This window comes from Novosphingobium sp. 17-62-19 (assembly GCF_002256775.1).
In the GTDB taxonomy this organism is placed as follows: domain Bacteria; phylum Pseudomonadota; class Alphaproteobacteria; order Sphingomonadales; family Sphingomonadaceae; genus Novosphingobium.
Genome location: NZ_NCII01000022.1, coordinates 1 through 15,338, shown reverse-complemented (window position 1 = coordinate 15,338; position 15,338 = coordinate 1). Strand labels below are relative to the sequence as shown.

General features: G+C 63.3%; 15 protein-coding genes. 11 read left to right on the top strand and 4 right to left on the bottom strand.

Going from position 1 to position 15,338, the window contains the following annotated elements:
- The first annotated feature begins 26 nt into the window (after positions 1-26).
- From gspE to gspN, 6 genes are read left to right on the top strand one after another with little or no spacing between them, the layout of a single operon-like run.
- Positions 27-1,526 (top strand): type II secretion system ATPase GspE, encoded by a 1,500-nt coding sequence (gene gspE / locus B7X90_RS06115; RefSeq protein ID WP_292622698.1) that lies wholly within the window; start codon positions 27-29, stop codon positions 1,524-1,526.
- Positions 1,526-2,755 (top strand): type II secretion system inner membrane protein GspF, encoded by a 1,230-nt coding sequence (gene gspF, locus B7X90_RS06110; protein WP_292622663.1) that lies wholly within the window; start codon positions 1,526-1,528, stop codon positions 2,753-2,755. The genes gspE and gspF overlap by 1 nt, the downstream gene beginning before the upstream one ends.
- A gap of 2 nt (positions 2,756-2,757) precedes the next feature.
- Entirely contained in the window at positions 2,758-3,225 is a 468-nt protein-coding gene (gspG, locus tag B7X90_RS06105) for a type II secretion system major pseudopilin GspG (RefSeq protein ID WP_292622661.1), read from the top strand.
- A 6-nt stretch (positions 3,226-3,231) separates the two neighbouring features.
- Entirely contained in the window at positions 3,232-4,350 is a 1,119-nt protein-coding gene (gspL, locus tag B7X90_RS06100) for a type II secretion system protein GspL (protein WP_292622660.1), read from the top strand.
- The gene (gene gspM / locus B7X90_RS06095; protein WP_292622659.1) at positions 4,350-4,826 is read left to right on the top strand and encodes a type II secretion system protein GspM; all 477 of its coding nucleotides are present in this window, start codon (positions 4,350-4,352) and stop codon (positions 4,824-4,826) included. The genes gspL and gspM overlap by 1 nt, the downstream gene beginning before the upstream one ends.
- Entirely contained in the window at positions 4,823-5,533 is a 711-nt protein-coding gene (gene gspN / locus B7X90_RS06090) for a type II secretion system protein N (RefSeq protein ID WP_292622657.1), read from the top strand. The genes gspM and gspN overlap by 4 nt, the downstream gene beginning before the upstream one ends.
- Before the next feature lie 125 nt (positions 5,534-5,658).
- Here the strand turns inward: gspN and B7X90_RS06085 are convergent, their stop codons facing one another.
- The gene (locus B7X90_RS06085) at positions 5,659-6,114 is read right to left on the bottom strand and encodes a DNA starvation/stationary phase protection protein (protein ID WP_292622655.1); all 456 of its coding nucleotides are present in this window, start codon (positions 6,112-6,114) and stop codon (positions 5,659-5,661) included.
- Positions 6,115-6,437: 323 nt separating this feature from the next.
- Between B7X90_RS06085 and B7X90_RS06080 the strand changes: the two genes are divergently transcribed.
- From B7X90_RS06080 to B7X90_RS06060, 5 genes are all read left to right on the top strand, one after another.
- A complete protein-coding gene (locus B7X90_RS06080; protein WP_366409669.1) occupies positions 6,438-7,835 on the top strand; it encodes a glycosyl transferase family protein in 1,398 nt (465 codons plus the stop codon).
- Between the two features lie 35 nt (positions 7,836-7,870).
- The gene (locus B7X90_RS06075) at positions 7,871-8,929 is read left to right on the top strand and encodes a hypothetical protein (RefSeq protein ID WP_292622653.1); all 1,059 of its coding nucleotides are present in this window, start codon (positions 7,871-7,873) and stop codon (positions 8,927-8,929) included.
- Between the two features lie 84 nt (positions 8,930-9,013).
- The gene (locus B7X90_RS06070) at positions 9,014-9,928 is read left to right on the top strand and encodes a sulfite exporter TauE/SafE family protein (RefSeq protein WP_292622650.1); all 915 of its coding nucleotides are present in this window, start codon (positions 9,014-9,016) and stop codon (positions 9,926-9,928) included.
- Positions 9,925-10,692, top strand: a complete 768-nt coding sequence (locus tag B7X90_RS06065) for a TIGR02186 family protein (protein ID WP_292622647.1) — start codon at positions 9,925-9,927, stop codon at positions 10,690-10,692. The genes B7X90_RS06070 and B7X90_RS06065 overlap by 4 nt, the downstream gene beginning before the upstream one ends.
- 148 nt (positions 10,693-10,840) lie before the next feature.
- On the top strand, positions 10,841-12,550 hold the full coding sequence (locus tag B7X90_RS06060) for a DUF87 domain-containing protein (protein ID WP_292622645.1): 1,710 nt from the start codon (positions 10,841-10,843) through the stop codon (positions 12,548-12,550).
- Between the two features lie 7 nt (positions 12,551-12,557).
- On the opposite strand, the gene B7X90_RS06055 is transcribed toward B7X90_RS06060, so the two are convergent.
- From B7X90_RS06055 to B7X90_RS06045, 3 genes are read right to left on the bottom strand one after another with little or no spacing between them, the layout of a single operon-like run.
- On the bottom strand, positions 12,558-14,003 hold the full coding sequence (locus B7X90_RS06055) for an MATE family efflux transporter (RefSeq protein WP_292622643.1): 1,446 nt from the start codon (positions 14,001-14,003) through the stop codon (positions 12,558-12,560).
- Between the two features lie 4 nt (positions 14,004-14,007).
- Complete coding sequence (locus B7X90_RS06050) at positions 14,008-14,520, bottom strand: DUF177 domain-containing protein (protein ID WP_292622640.1); 513 nt, start codon at positions 14,518-14,520, stop codon at positions 14,008-14,010.
- Positions 14,517-15,035 (bottom strand): ubiquinol-cytochrome C chaperone family protein, encoded by a 519-nt coding sequence (locus tag B7X90_RS06045; RefSeq protein WP_292622639.1) that lies wholly within the window; start codon positions 15,033-15,035, stop codon positions 14,517-14,519. Before B7X90_RS06045 ends, B7X90_RS06050 begins: the two co-directional genes overlap by 4 nt.
- Positions 15,036-15,338 lie beyond the last annotated feature (303 nt).

Here is a 15,338-nt window from a genome sequence, read left to right as displayed (position 1 = left end):
ACGCGCAGGACATTGAAGGGCTGACCGTGGAGGTGGCGGAACCGGCGGCACCGCACGTGCCCCCCCTTTTCGTACCCTATGCCTTTGCGCGGGACCGGGGTGTGCTGGTGGAAAGCGTGACCGACACCGAGATGGTGGTGGCCCTGCGCGAGGGTGGTGATCCGCTCGCTTTGCTCGAATTGCGGCGTGTTTCTGAACTGCACCTAAACGCACATAAAGTGCACCAAGCCGACTTTGAGCGCCTCTTGTCAGAGGTTTACGCGGTCGACGGTGCCGCTGCCGCAGTGGCCGGTGACATGGGCATCGCAGGCGATGGGCTGGACCCACTCGCCCTCGGCCTCCCGTCTGCCGAAGACCTGTTGGACAGCGCCGACGATGCTCCCGCCATCCGTCTGATCAACGGACTGATCGCAGAAAGCCTCCGCCAGGGCGTGTCGGATATCCACATCGAGCCGTATGAAACCGCGCTGGTGGTGCGGATGCGCGTTGATGGTGTGTTGACCGAGAAACTGCGAATGCCGCCGCATGTCGCGCCCGTTCTGGTAAGTCGAATCAAGGTGATGGCGCGGCTCGATATTGCGGAACGGCGCGTGCCGCAGGATGGGCGCATCTCTTTGAGTTTGGGCGGAAAACTGGTCGACGTCCGCGTCTCCACTCTGCCCAACCGTGCGGGTGAGCGGGTGGTGATGCGCCTGCTTGATAAGGAAAACGCCGGGATCGACCTCGTCCAGCTGGGCCTCGATCCCAAGGCCGAGGACACGTTGCGCCGTGCGGTGGCTGAACCCAACGGCATCGTACTGGTCACCGGGCCAACCGGTTCGGGCAAGACGACGACCCTCTATGCCGCCCTTCGTGGTCTGAACGATGGCGCGCGCAATATCCTGACTGTGGAAGACCCTGTGGAATACGCTGTGGATGGCGTGGGGCAAACGCAGGTCAATTCCAAGGTCGGGCTGACCTTTGCCGCCGGTCTGCGGGCGATTTTGCGGCAGGATCCCGATGTGGTGATGGTCGGTGAAATCCGCGATCGGGAGACGGCGGACATTGCGGTGCAGGCATCGCTGACCGGGCATCTGGTGCTGTCCACCGTCCACACCAACGATGCGGCGGGCGCGATTACGCGGATGCGCGATATGGGGGTGGAGCCGTTCCTGCTGGCATCCACCCTGCGCGCGGTGATTGCGCAGCGGCTGGTGCGGCGGCTGTGCCCGCACTGCCGTGAGGAACGCGAGATCGATCCCGGCATGGCCGAAGTGCTGGGCATGAAGAAGCTGCGCATGGTCTGGACCGCCAAGGGTTGCGGCGAGTGCGCGCAGACCGGTTATCAGGGCCGCGTCGGTGTGTTCGAGGCGCTGCGGGTGGATGATGTGATCCGCCAGATGATCCACGACAATGCCGATGAAGCGGCGATTGCGCGCCACGCCTTTGCGGATTCGCCCACGCTGGCCAAGGCTGTGCGACGCATGGTGCGCGATGGCGTGACCAGCCCGGAAGAGGCCGCGCGCATCATGCGGCGGGACGGCTGATGGCCCGCTTTGCCTATCACGCGATTGATCCCAAAGGGGCGGAACGGCGCGGCGCGATCGAGGCGGCGAGCGAGGCTGCGGCGCGGGACAAGCTGACCGCGCGCGAATGGTTTGTGGTGACGATCAGCGCCGACGCAGCCACATCGGCCCGGCGCGCGGCCACCAGCACCAGCGGCATCGCCTGGTTCGCCACCAAGCTTTCGGCCAAGCAACTGGCGCTGTTCACGCGGCAGCTATCATCGCTGATGGTGGTCAGCCCGCTGGAAGAAACGCTGCGCACGATTTCGCGGCAGACCGAAAAGCCCAAGGCGCAGGGCATTTTGAGCAACGTCCACGCCGGGATCACCGAGGGCCTGCCCTTGGCCGAGGCGATGCGGCGCGAAGAGCCGAGCTTTCCGCCGATCTATCGTGCGATGATTGCCGCGGGCGAGAATTCAGGCAGCCTGCCCCAGATTGCCGACCGTCTGGCCGATATGCTGGAAAAACAGGCACAAGTGCGTGGCAAGATCATTGCGGCGCTGGCCTATCCCATCGTGCTGTCGCTGGTGGCGATTGCCGTGGTGACCGGGCTGATGATCTCGGTCGTGCCGCGTGTGGTGGAGCAATTTGACAATGCAGCGCGGCAATTGCCGATGCTGACGCGGGTGGTGATCGCGATTTCGCAGTTTTTGAGTGCGTGGTGGTGGGCGTTGTTGCTGCTGATGGCGCTGGGTGTTCTGGGCTTTGTCCGCGCCCTGCGCCAACCGGCGTTCAAGCTGCGCTTTGATGGCGGGCTGCTGCGTATTCCGTTCATTGGCAAGCTGATTCGCGATGTTCATGCAGCGTCTCTGGCGCGCACCTTGGCCACGATGATCGAGGCCCGGTTGCCGCTTGTCGATGGGCTTCGGCTGGCGACGCGCACCGTTTCCAATGCGATGCAGGCGCAATCGCTGGCGGGTATTTCCGAGAAGGTGCGCGCGGGCGGATCGCTTTCCACCGCGCTGCGTGAGGCGGGGACGTTTCCGCCGCTGCTGGTTTATCTGGCGGCAAGTGGCGAGGCGGCTGGGCAGCTTGGTACCATGCTGGAGCGCGCTGCCGATTACCTTGAGCGCGAGTTCGAAGCCTTTACCGCGGCGATGATGGCGCTGCTGGAACCTGCAATCATCGTGGTGATGGGCACGGCTGTGGCGCTCATCATTCTGGCCATCCTGCTGCCGATCCTGCAGCTTCAGAACCTTACCGGACTTTGACCATGACTGACCAAATCGCACCTGAAACTCCCGAAACCGAGGACAAGCGCCGCCGCAACGGCTTCAGCCTTGTTGAACTGATGGTGGTGATCTTCATCATCGGCTTGCTGGCGACCGTGGTGCTGATCAACGTGCTGCCAAGCCAGGACAAGGCGATGGTGGTGAAGGCGCGCAGTGACATTGCCACGCTGGAACAGGGCATGGAAATGTACCGGCTGGACATGGCGAGCTATCCGGGGCTCGGCGAAGGGCTGAATGCGCTGAAGACGCCGCCTGCCAATCTTTCCATGCCGCAGAACTATCGTTCGGGCGGCTATGTGAAGGACATTCCGACCGACCCGTGGGGCCATGCCTATCAGTATCAGGCGCCGGGGCGTGACGGGAAGCCGTTCGAAATCTTCTCGCTGGGGGCCGATGGGCAACCGGGCGGGACCGATCTGAACGCTGACATCTACGCCGGGCAGAACTGACGAGCGATGGCTGCTGCCGCGTCTGTTCCTGACGGCCTGATCGTCCTGCTGCCTGCACAGGCGGATGCGCCGTGGCGCTGGTGGCGTGTGGGTGAGAGCGGGCTTGGCCGTGAAATGGCCTTTGATGCGCAAGCCGAAAGCGCGCCTTGTGGCGCGGCTGGGGCAGTGACGGTGCTGGTGCCGGCAGCGGATGCGCCGGTGATCGATAAGCCGTTGCCCGATATGCCGGTGGCGCAGGCCCTTGCGGCAGAGCGGCTGGGGCTGGCGCAAGGCGGGCTTGAAGCGGGGCAGCATGTAGCGGTTGGCGCGCATGACGGGCGCTTGGTGGCGTGCCGGGTGGCTCCAGCGGTGATGGATCGCTGGCTGGCGATGCTGGCGGGGCAGGGGATCGATCCCCAAGCATTGGTGCCCGCCGCTTTGGTGTTGCCACGCCCTGAGCGGGGCCTGATGCTGGCCGATCTTGGTGGGGAATTGGTGGCGCGCACGGCGGAGGCGGCCTTCGTGGCTGAGCCGGGGCTGGTGTCAGTCCTTGCCGAAGGGTTGGAGCAATCGGCGCTGACGGGCGATGATCTGCTGGCCCGACTGGCGGAAATCCACGCCGCGCCGCCAATCAACCTGCGGCAAGCGCAGTATGCGCCGCGCCGGGTTTCGGTGTTTCGCACGGCGGATTGGCTGGGCCTTGCGCGCATGGCGGCGGTGGCGGCTTTGCTGGCGCTGCTGCTGATGCTGGTGTGGGTGGTGAAGTGGAACATGGACAGTTCTGCCGAAGAGAGCCGCGCGCTGGAGCTGGCGCAGCAGCGTTTTCCGGCGGCGACCGATCTGGATTCTGCCGAGCGTTTGCTGAACGCCGAACTGGCGCGCCGGGGTGAGGGCGGGGCGAGCTTTGCCGCGCCCGCTGCCGCGCTGCTGGATGTGATGCGCGCTGTGCCGGGGGTGAAGCTGCGCGATCTGGGTTATGGCGCGGATGGGACGCTGCGCTTTACGGCTGCGGCACCGCGTGCCGAAGATGTGAACGCGGTGCTGATTGCGCTGCAAAATCAGGGTTGGAAAGTGACCGTGCCACCATCGCTGGCCCCTGATCCTACGGGAGCGACGGTGGCGGCCATTACGGTGAGGGCGCCATGATGGGCCGGGCTTCTGCATGGTTCATCGGCCTGACCGGGCGTGAGCGCTGGCTGGTGGGCGTGGCAGGCGGGCTGACCGCGCTGATGCTGCTGGTCTATGGCCTGATCCTGCCGCTGGGCGCGGCGCTGGACGATGCGGCGGTTCGCCACCGTGAGGCGACTGAGCGCGCCGGGCGGATTGTGGCGGGGCTTGAGGCCTTGAAGCGTGCGCCTGCTCCGCGTGCGGCAGCGCTGGCCGGACCGGCGGAACAGGTGGCGCAGGCGAGCGCGCAGGAAGCAGGCTTCGTTGTTCAATCGAGCCAGAAGCAGGGCAGCGACATGGTGGCCATGGTGATCCCCACGGCGCGGGCATCGGCCGCGCTGGCGTGGCTTGATGGGCTGTCGGCGCAAGGGCTGGCGGTGGAACAATTGACGGTGACGCCCGCGCCCGATGGCACGGTTTCGGTAAACGTCACGCTGCGGCGGGCAGGCGCATGATCGGGCGCTGGATTTTCGTGCGCGAGGCGGGGATGACCCGGCGCGGTTGGCTGGCGCTGGCGGGATTGGCCTTGCTGGCGCTGATCGTGCTGCTGCCGTTGCGGTTGGTACTGGGCATGGCGATGCCGGAAAATGTGACGGCGCGCAGTGTGGAAGGTTCGGTCTGGGACGGGCGGATTGCCGACCTGAACGTCGGGCCGCTGCCGATTGGCACGGTGGAGGCGGGGCTTGAGCCTTTGCCGCTGTTGATCGGACGCACGCAGTTTGCCGTTTCGCGCGAAGGGTTTGCGGCCAAGGCTTCGGCGCGCGGCCTTTCCCATGCCAGCGGGACGATTGGCTTGCCTGACGGACTGGGGCAGTTGCCGGTGACATCGCTGGGCTTTGGCGATTTTTCTGTGGCGATGGATGGCGGGCAGTGCGTTTCGGCAGAGGGCACGCTGAGCCTCACGCTGGCATCGCCGGGGCCACTGTTGCCGGGGCCGATCACGCTTTCGGGCAAGGCGCGGTGCGACAAGGGCGCGCTGCTGGTGCCGTTGCGCGGGGCGCAGGGCATGGAGCAGATGACGCTGCGCATTGCCGGAGACGGGCGTTGGCAGGCGGACCTGACGCTGTCCGGTTTGCCGCAGGAAACGGCAGACGCACTGCGCGCCGGGGGGTTCGACGCCCGTCCCGGCGGCATCGGCATCGGGACGAGCGGGACGTTCTGAGGCATTCTGCTTTATTGAATAGACCCCACCCCGCTCACCCTGAGCTTGTCGAAGGGTGGTTGGCTGGCGTTGTGCCAGCGTCCTTCGACAGGCTCAGGACGAGCGGGGTTGGTGGGCAGACGTTATCAGGCAGCGATCTGGGTGAGGAACCAGGCGCGCTGTTCGGCTTGGTCGGTCCAGTCGTCGGCGAGGCCTTCGGTGGCATTGTCGCCCGCTTCGGTGGCTGCGGCCTTGACCGCGCGGATCACCTTGACCAGCGCAGCGTTGTCGTCACGCAGAGTCTTGACCATGTCTATCGCGTCAACTTTGGCGCGATCGTCGTCCTTGATCGAGGATTTGCCTGCGATGGCGCCGATGCTGGTGAGCGTGCTGCCACCGTTTTTGCGCACGCGTTCAGCGATCACGTCGGTCAGCGCGAACAGTTCGGTCGCGTGCGTATCGAACAGCAGGTGCAGATCGTGGAACTGCGGACCAGCGACGTGCCAGTGGAAATTCTTGGTCTTGAGATAGAGCGTGAAGTAATCGGCCAGCAGGCCGTTGAGGCTGTCGATCAGAGCCTTCTTTGCGTTGTCGCCGGGCATGATGTTTCCCCTTTGTGTGGACGGTTGGAATTCGCCGCTTATACGCCAGAATCAGTGAATGGTTTCACACATTGTTGCACTGAGTTTGATCGCATTTGTCGATCATTCAGCAGATTTGGCGTTGCCTTTCTGCGGCTTCATTGTGGCTAAGGCGGTGCCAAGTTCCCTTGGTTCCTGGCAATCCTGCCATTTTCGAATCATCCCTTGGTTCCTGAATCCTGCTGAGCAGGCATAGCATTCTGCGGTGCCCAGCGCGGTCGGGTGCGTCAAACGGGGTCAGGGTGTTGCTGGCATGTCCACCGATTACCGGACCATGCATTTCAGTGTTGCAGTGGCTTGCCGCCGCTGAACACGAACTGTTGCTGTTTGCAGCGATATGGTTTGCGGTGTTCGCACTTGATGAAATGCTGGTCGATCTGGCCTGGCTCCGGTTGCGGTTCAGCGGTGGGCTGAGGACGGAGCGGCTGCTTGCCCCGGCACAGGCGGAATTGCGCGGTATGGCGGCGGTGCTGGTGCCCGCGTGGCAGGAAGCGGGCGTGATCGGGGATATGGTGCGCCATTCGTTCCAGTCCTGGCCGCAGCGCAACTTGCGCATCTATGTTGGCTGTTATCGAAATGATGAGGCGACGCTGGCGGCGTTGGTCGCATCCGGGGGCGATCACCGGCTGCGCGTGGTGCTGCACGATTGCGACGGGCCGACGACCAAGGCTGATTGCCTCAACCGGCTCTATCGCGCGATTTGTGAGGACGAGCGGCGCAGCAGGCAGCAGGTCCGGGCGCTGATTCTGCATGATGCGGAGGACATGGTGCATCCATCGGCGCTGACGCTGATGGACCGGGAACTGGACCGGGTGGACTTCGTGCAACTGCCGGTGCGGCCAGAACCGCAGGCGGCCTCGCGCTGGGTGGCGGGGCATTACTGCGATGAATTTGCCGAGGCGCACGCGCGCGACATGGTGGTGCGTGACCGGATCGGCGCAGCGCTGCCAGCGGCGGGAGTGGGGTGCGCATTCTCCCGCCGGGCGATTGACCGGATCATCGCACAGCGGGGCAGCGTTGACCCCTTTGCGGCAGACTGCCTGACCGAGGACTACGAATGCGGGCTGCTGGTGAACCAGACGGGCGGGCGCTCCACGTTCCTGCGGGTGCGGGACGAAAGCGGTGGGCTGATTGCCACGCGGGAGTTCTTTCCTGCCACCATCGCCGCGTCGGTGCGGCAGAAGACGCGGTGGATTCACGGGATTGCCTTTCAGGGCTGGGACCGGCTGGGCTGGCGTGTGGGACCCGGCGACCTGTGGATGCGGTTGCGGGACAGGCGCGGGCCGTTGGTGGCGCTGGTTCTGACCGTGGCCTACCTGATGTTGCTGCTGTGGCCGATGATGCTGGTGCTGGAAGCGGCGGGACTGGTGGAGCGGGTGCCGTCCAGCCCCCTGCTGCGCGGCCTTCTCGTGTTCAACCTTGCCAGTCTGCTCTGGCGGCTGGCGATGCGGGCGATGCATTCCGGGCGGGAATACGGGTGGACCGAGGGCGCGCGCGCCCTCGTGCGCTTTCCGGTGGGCAATGTCATCGCGATCATGGCTACGCAGCGCGCGCTGGTGGCCTATGTGCGCGTGCTTTCAGGGCAGAGGCTGCGGTGGGAGCATACGGTTCATCGGGTCCATGTGGTGACGGCCTGCGGAGGTGAAGACCATTCGGGTGCGGCGTTGCCGTCCGCCGCATGATGCACCGCATCGGCTTAAACCGGCGTGGGCAACCCTTGATCGCCTTATGTCTGGTGCTGGCGGTATGGACTGGCGTGCGCATGGTGATGAGGGAGGGCGCGGAAAGGCCGCTGCCGGTTCTGCCGGCGGCTATGGAGACGCAGAATCAAGGCGCGCTGGTCATTGCAAGGGCCATGGTGCGGGAGGGCATGGTGTGGCCGGTGAGGCAGCGCATCATCACCAACGGTCGGGTGAAAGCCAACGACCGGGTGGGTGATGTGAGGGTGGCGTCTGGGCAGCTTGCACCGCCGTTTTTGCTTGCCAGCCTGCTGCACTCAACCAATCCAGCGTTTGCCGTGCCACCGCGTCGTCGTGAGCCAGATGTGCCAGAGCAGGCGGCGAAGCCCGCGAAAGTCTCCCCGCCCGGCCCCGCGCTGGTCAAGGACGATCCGCGCTGGAGCGGGGACAATTGGCTGCTGCTGCGGGCAGGCAGTGGCGCGGCGGCGCAGGCACCGGGCGCGGCGTCATACGGTGCGAGCCAAGCCGGTGCGGTGGTGCGGTACCGACTGGGGCGTGGGGATGTGCATGAGAGCTATGGCTATCTGCGGACATCGCTGGCGATCAGCGCACCGGGCAGGGACAAGGAACTGGCACTGGGCTTCGGGTTCCGCCCTTTGGCCCGCCTGCCGTTGCGTGTTCTGGCCGAGGCGCGCTTGCAGGATACCAGGACCGGGCCGATGCAAGTGCGACCGGTGGCGACGGTCATCACCGAACTGCCGCCGCAGGAATTGCCGCTGGGATTGCGAGTGGAGGCCTATGCGCAGGGAGGATATGCCGGAGGGCGCGGGGCAACAGCGTTTTATGATGCACAAGTGATGATCGATCGCGCACCGCCGGGAGTTGGCGGACAAAACCGTGACTTGCGCATTGGCGCAGGCATCTGGTCCGGCGGGCAGGAGGGGGCTGTGCGGTTTGACGTTGGCCCTCGCGCCTCAGTGCGGCTTGATCTTGGCGATGCAACACCCGCGCGCATTGCGTTGGACTGGCGCTTTCGCGTGGCTGGAAGCGCGCGGCCCGGCAGCGGCCCGGCGCTGACTGTGGCGTCTTCGTTCTAGGCAAGAGCACGACACAGCTTTTTGCCGTAAAAGCAGCCGTGCGGGGTTGCTGGCAGGCCGCGGTCAGCCTAGCGTCCAAGGGCAATGGACGTTTACCTGCCGATCGCAAATCTTTCCGTCAACGGACTGGTCATCATCGGCCTCGGCGCGCTGACGGGGCTGCTTTCAGGCATGTTCGGTGTTGGTGGCGGATTCCTGACCACGCCTTTGCTGATCTTCTACGGAGTGCCGCCTACGGTGGCTGCGGCATCGGCTGCCAGCCAGGTGACCGGAGCCAGCGTTTCGGGTGCTTTTGCCCACGCGCGGCGCGGCGGGATCGATTATCACATCGGTGCAGTGCTGGTGGCGGGCGGGGTGATCGGCACGGGCCTTGGTTCGTTGCTGTTCCGGCTGCTGCAATCGCTTGGCCAGATCGATACGGTGATCAACATTCTTTATGTGCTGATGCTGGGCGGCATCGGCGGGCTGATGGCGCATGAAAGCATCACCACGTTGCGGGCGCAGAAATCCGGCCTGCCGCAGCCCGCGCGCAAGCGGCGGCATCATCCGCTGGTGGCAAGCCTGCCGCTGCGGTGGCGGTTCTATCGTTCAGGGCTCTACATCTCGCCGCTCGCCCCGCTGCTGCTGGGTGTGTTGACCGGCATTCTGACCATGCTGATGGGCATCGGCGGCGGCTTCATCCTTGTGCCTGCGCTGCTCTATATCCTTGGCATGGGGGTGAATGTCGTCGTCGGCACGTCCTTGTTCCAGATCCTGTTTGTGACGATGGCGACGACGATGATGCACGCACTGACCACGCGCGCGGTGGATATCGTGCTGGCGGTGATGCTGCTGATCGGATCGGTGACAGGGGCGCAAGTGGGCGCGCAGTTTGCGCAAAAGGCCAAGCCTGAACACTTGCGCCTGATCCTGGCCGTTATTGTGCTGGTGGTGGCGATGCAAATGGCGCTGCGCCTTGGGTATCGGCCCGACGAAATTTATACTGTGGTCCCCCTATGATGGCGGATGGCCGCTTCCGGTTTCTGGCACTGCTGTTGTGCATGATCCTGCTGGGCGCGCGTGACCCCATTCTTGTGCCGGAAATCTCGCAGCACGAAATTCAGGTGCGGCAGGGCTTTACCGGCGCTGACCTGCTCCTGTTCGGCGCGATTCTCAGCCCCGAAGGCAGCCGCGCTGCGCAGGAATACGATATTGTCGTCGTGCTTGAAGGTCCGGTCCAATCCATTGTGCTGCGCGAGAAGCAGAAGCTGGCGGGCATTTGGATCAATGCGGATTCGCTCGAATTCCGTTCGGCCCCCAGTTATTTTGCGGTCGCCTCGTCACGCCCAATTGCCAAGATCGTGGATGACAAGACGGCGGCGATTTATGAACTGGGCCTCAAATGGCTCCAGCTTTCCCCCATCGGGGTGATCGATCCCAAGGAGCAGAAGCGCTTTTCTGCCGGGCTGGTTGACCTGATGCGTGGGCAAGGCCTCTACCGCGAGGAAGAGGGCAGCGTGAAAATCAGCGGGCAAGTGCTGTATCAGGCGCGGATCAGCCTGCCTTCCAGTGTGCAGACCGGCACTTACACTGCCGAAACCTTTGCCATCCGTGACGGCAAAGTGGTGACATCGGCCATCACAAGGGTCGAGGTCAGCAAGCAGGGTTTCGAACGCTTTGTCGCAGTGGCGGCGGATCGCAACGGCTGGCTCTATGGCTTGTTTGCCGTATTGGTCTCTGTAGCAATGGGATGGGTTGCGGGCCGGTTGTTTGCCCTCATCTGATTGATCATGGAATGCGGGAATTGCTGCGCAATCGGTGGCTTTTCCATTGTTCCATGTGTTCGGTGGCCTACCCAAAATTTAGCCGATCTTAACCCTCACGCAGTAGCGATTGCCTTTATGCCATGTCCGGCCATGAGGTTTTCGCGTGATGTCCGAAATGAGGATGCAGGAGTTTGTGGCGCGGGAAAACGCAGGAGGCCTGCAGGTCGAAGCGCGGGCACCATTTGCTGTACCGACTGAACCGCAAGTTTCGGAAAACGCTGCCAAGCCAATTGGCTACGTGGTTGAGATTGCCGGGTCCAGTTCGGCCATCGCGCTTGATCTGACGCGGTTGGAAGAATGTGCCGAAGACGGTGACCCTTCGATTGCGCTTTCCGGGAAGGTCGGCAGCCAGATCAAGATCCGCGTGGGCAATGCATGGCTGCTGGCCAGCGTGCGCACGCAACGCCAGGATACTTCGGTGGGCGGCGGCATCGTGGCGCAGATCGACTTTCTGGGCGAAGGCGAGGAAGAGCGACTGACCGGGCGCATCTATGGCTTCCGGCGCGGCGTGACGCGCTTTCCAGTGCCGGGGGCACTGGTCTATCCGGCCACATCGAGCGATTTGCGTCAGATCTATGCGAGCGACGGCCGCACCAACATTTCGGTCGGCACGGTGTTTCCGACGCGCGACATCCGCGCCGGGATCTATGTCGATGCACTGCTGGGCAAGCATTTTGCGCTTCTGGGATCGACTGGCACCGGCAAATCTACCGCTGCTGCGCTGATCTTGCACCGCATCTGTGAAATGGCCCCTTCGGGCCACATCGTGATGATCGATCCACACGGGGAATATTCCAGCGCATTCAAGACAACCGGGCAGTTGCTCGACGTGTCGAACCTTCAGATGCCCTATTGGCTCATGAACTTTGAAGAACACTGCGAGGTGTTCATCACCACCAAGGGTGCCGATCGGCAGCTTGACCTCGACATTCTGGGCAAGTGCTTGCTGGCCGCGCGCAGCAAGAACCGGCTGGCTGAACAGATTGGCAAGATCACTGTCGATTCGCCGATTCCCTATCTGTTGTCAGACCTGCTGATCATCCTGCAGAACGAGATGGGGCGGCTGGACAAGGGGACCAATTCGATCCCCTACATGCGTCTGAAAACCAAGATCGAGGAAGTGCGCGGCGATCCGCGCTACCAGTTCATGTTTTCGGGCATGTTGGTGGGCGATACGATGGCGGAGTTCATATCCAAGGTTTTCCGCCTTCCTGCCAATGGCAAGCCGATTTCGATTATCGACGTTTCAGGCGTGCCTTCGGAAATCACCACAACGGTGGTAGCCGTGCTCAGCCGCCTTGTGTTCGATTACGCAATCTGGGCGCGCGAGGAAGAGACGCGGCCGGTGTTGCTGGTCTGCGAAGAAGCACACCGCTATGTGCCGAACGAGAAGAATTCTGACGGATCATCGGTTGGCCGCATCCTTTCGCGCATTGCCAAGGAAGGGCGCAAATACGGCGTCTCGCTGGGGCTCATCACGCAGCGGCCGTCGGACCTTGCCGAAGGCGTGCTTTCGCAATGCGGCACGATCATTTCGATGCGTTTGAACAACGATCGCGACCAGGCTTTCGTCAAGGCCGCAATGCCTGAAGGCGCGCGTGGCTTTGTCGATACGATCCCGGCGCTGCGCAACCGCGAATGCATCATTTCGGGTGAAGGCGTTTCGATCCCGATGCGTGTCTCGTTCGACGATTTGGACGTGATGAAGCGGCCAGCGTCGAATGACCCATCATTCCACGAATTGTGGAGCAAGAGCGGCGGCGAGGAGCGCGCGGTGGAACGCACCGTTCAGCGGTGGCGGGCGCAAAGCCGCTGATTTCGAATCAGAGGTTGGGCGCCATGCGGCCTGCCGGATCGGCGTCGGCGTGGGTTTCTTCCTCGCATTCCTCTGCCGGAACTGCGCGCGCGCTTTCACGCCATTGAGGCTGGCGATAGGCGTAGACCGACAGTGCCACGGCGACGGCAGAACTGACCGGAAAGGCCAGCCACAGCGCGTCCGCACCCAATGTGGGGTAGAAGGCGTAATAGAAACCCAGCCGCACCGGATACATCGCAATGCCCAGTACGATCAGTGGCGTCCACACCACGCCGCCTGCGCGCATGGTGCCGAACAGGACCATGGTTATGCCAAACAGCACGTAGCTCCAGCTTGCGAGAAACTGGATGTGCCGGGCTTCGTCCACTGCTGGACTGTCTGCGCCGAGGAAAAGTTCGAGCGCGGGGCGATCAAACAACAGGATCGCTGCACACAACAGGCCAGTCAGTCCAAGGTTGAGCATGACGCCCGCGCGCGTGATGCGACCAAGCCGCTCGTTCAAACCAGCGCCGATGGCCTGCGCAGCCATGGCGCTGACTGCAGCGGAAATCGCCATCGCGGGCATCTGCAGGTAGGTCCACAGCTGCAGTGCGGCTCCATAGGCGGCGCTGACGAGCAGGCCTTCACGGTTGACGAGGCCGATGACGATGATGCCGCCGGCCGAGATGACCAGCATCTGCGCGCCCATCGGCAGGCCCTTGGTGATGATGTAGCCAAGCTCATCACGGCGGGGCCAGAGCCATGCCAGCTCGCTGCCACGCAGGCGCAGCGGCAAGTCCATGACATAAACATAGGCGACGATGCCAGCCATCGAGACGAACGACGCAATGGCGGTGGCCAGAGCGGAACCGGCAATGCCCATCGCCGGAATGGGGCCGTATCCGCCGATCAGCAGCGGGTTAAGCGCAATGTCGAGCACGACCGAAAGGATCATGAACTTGAGCGGAGTTGACGCATCGCCACCACCGCGCAGGCCCATGCTGAGCATGACGGTGACCATCGATGCGGGCATGGCAACGAAGATCACGCGCAGGTATGTGAGCGCAAGGCCATACGTTTCGCCCGGCGCGGCCATTGCCGTCAACAATTGAGGCGCGAAAACCCATCCAAGTGTGCCGACTACCAGCGAGAGCAGGACGCAAAACCCTACTGCTGAACCGAAAGTGCGCCGTGCCGCCAGCACATCGCGCGCGCCAAAGGCCTGCCCGATCTTCACCGTGGCGGCCATGCCAAAGCCGAAGGCGGCGGCGAACACGAGGAACATCACCACATTGGCGTTGGCCGTGGCCGCCAGCGCGCCTTCGCCCAGCATCTGTCCGACCCAGACAGAATTGACCGACCCGTTGAGCGACTGGAGGATGTTCGATGTCAGCGTCGGCGCGGAAAACAGCACGAGCGTCCGCAGGATCGGCCCGCTGGTTAGATCGCGCCCACGCGCTGAGGGTTGCGCCAAGGCTTCAGTCCTTCTTTAGCGCAGAGAGGGCGGCAAATGCACCGGAAGCGACATCTCCGCCAAGCTTGTGTTCAGCACGCGCCTTGTCGGCATCCGGTCCTTCGGCGAAAGGATCGATGGCAAGCGCGAGGCTTTGTGCCACGGCTTCGCCAAGATCGAAGACGGTACCTTCGTATTCGATCTCGTCGCAATCGTCGGCGTTGATCTCGATTTCTTCGTCGTGTGCGTGGTGGGCGCTGGAGGGAACGAAGCGCAGGGCAACCGGCTCGCTGATCTTCACAGGGAAGTCTTCGCCCGAAATGGCGCACATTTGCACGATACTGGCGGTGAGTTTGCCTTTTGCCTCAACCGTCTGGCCATCGACTGTCAGAAACAGTTCCGCGCGCATTGAGTCTATGGCTGTGATGGCAAAGCGACCGGCAAGACGGCGGCGTTCGGTTTCATCAGGCACCAATACTACCGGCGCATCACCGATCTGACGCAGGTCCACCATGTGCGAGAATTCAGGTGCGCTCACTTGCCAATCTCCGCATCGAGCACGCGATAGGCAGGCACAAGGGCCAGTCCGGCAGCGAAGGCGCGGGCGCGGCGGGCAACCAGCAGCGGATCGGTGCCATCGTGCAGGCTGACATTGCGCGCCACCGCATCGGCCATCACGGCTTCGTCTCCCGAAGCCAACCCTTCACGATAGGCGCCGAGTCGACCGCCTAGCACGCTCATCAATTTGCCCACGCGTTTGCCCACCACCAGATCGCCAACGCCACTTTCGCGCAACTGGCCGTCCATGTCATCGACGAAAAGCTCCGTAAGGCGCACCGACGGGTCTACCAGTTCGGCATCACGTTCCATGCGGATCAGCACGATGGCAAGGATCAGCGTGATCATGTCGAATCGCCCGGCTACGGTGTCGGCCACCCCACAATCGCGGTACCATTCCTTCTCGCGCGCGATTTCGACTGTACGGTGCCACAATGGGCGGGCAACGTCGCGGTCGTCGGCCTTGCGTCCGAACAGCTTTCCCAAAAATCCCATCGTGCGCTTCCTTGGTATCGTGCCCGTTCAGGGGCGATTAAATCTGGGCCGTCCAGCAGGCATCGGGTGATGCTGGTGCGGGCGGCATTGCGGTTATCCCGATTGAACCCTAAGGGACACCCAATTGGGCTTGGCGATAGTGGCTGTGCATTCCCGATGCAAACGGGCATGACATGGCATCAGTGAAGAGCGGAGTTTGACAATGCGGAACATGCGGCTGATAGTGCAGGGTGCGGCGGTGCTTGCGCTCGGCGTGGCGGCAGCGGGATGTTCCAGCATCAAGGATCATCGCGGCTATATCGT

What these genes read in the sequence shown, in the direction of transcription:
- gspF (WP_292622663.1), top strand. Translation starts at nt 1,526, where the DNA reads ATGGCCCGCTTTGCCTATCACGCGATTGATCCCAAAGGGGCGGAACGG.
- B7X90_RS06065 (WP_292622647.1), top strand. Translation starts at nt 9,925, where the DNA reads ATGATGGCGGATGGCCGCTTCCGGTTTCTGGCACTGCTGTTGTGCATG.
- B7X90_RS06070 (WP_292622650.1), top strand. Translation starts at nt 9,014, where the DNA reads ATGGACGTTTACCTGCCGATCGCAAATCTTTCCGTCAACGGACTGGTC.
- B7X90_RS06085 (WP_292622655.1), bottom strand. Translation starts at nt 6,114, where the DNA reads ATGCCCGGCGACAACGCAAAGAAGGCTCTGATCGACAGCCTCAACGGC.
- gspL (WP_292622660.1), top strand. Translation starts at nt 3,232, where the DNA reads ATGGCTGCTGCCGCGTCTGTTCCTGACGGCCTGATCGTCCTGCTGCCT.
- gspN (WP_292622657.1), top strand. Translation starts at nt 4,823, where the DNA reads ATGATCGGGCGCTGGATTTTCGTGCGCGAGGCGGGGATGACCCGGCGC.
- B7X90_RS06045 (WP_292622639.1), bottom strand. Translation starts at nt 15,035, where the DNA reads ATGGGATTTTTGGGAAAGCTGTTCGGACGCAAGGCCGACGACCGCGAC.
- gspM (WP_292622659.1), top strand. Translation starts at nt 4,350, where the DNA reads ATGGGCCGGGCTTCTGCATGGTTCATCGGCCTGACCGGGCGTGAGCGC.
- B7X90_RS06060 (WP_292622645.1), top strand. Translation starts at nt 10,841, where the DNA reads ATGTCCGAAATGAGGATGCAGGAGTTTGTGGCGCGGGAAAACGCAGGA.
- gspG (WP_292622661.1), top strand. Translation starts at nt 2,758, where the DNA reads ATGACTGACCAAATCGCACCTGAAACTCCCGAAACCGAGGACAAGCGC.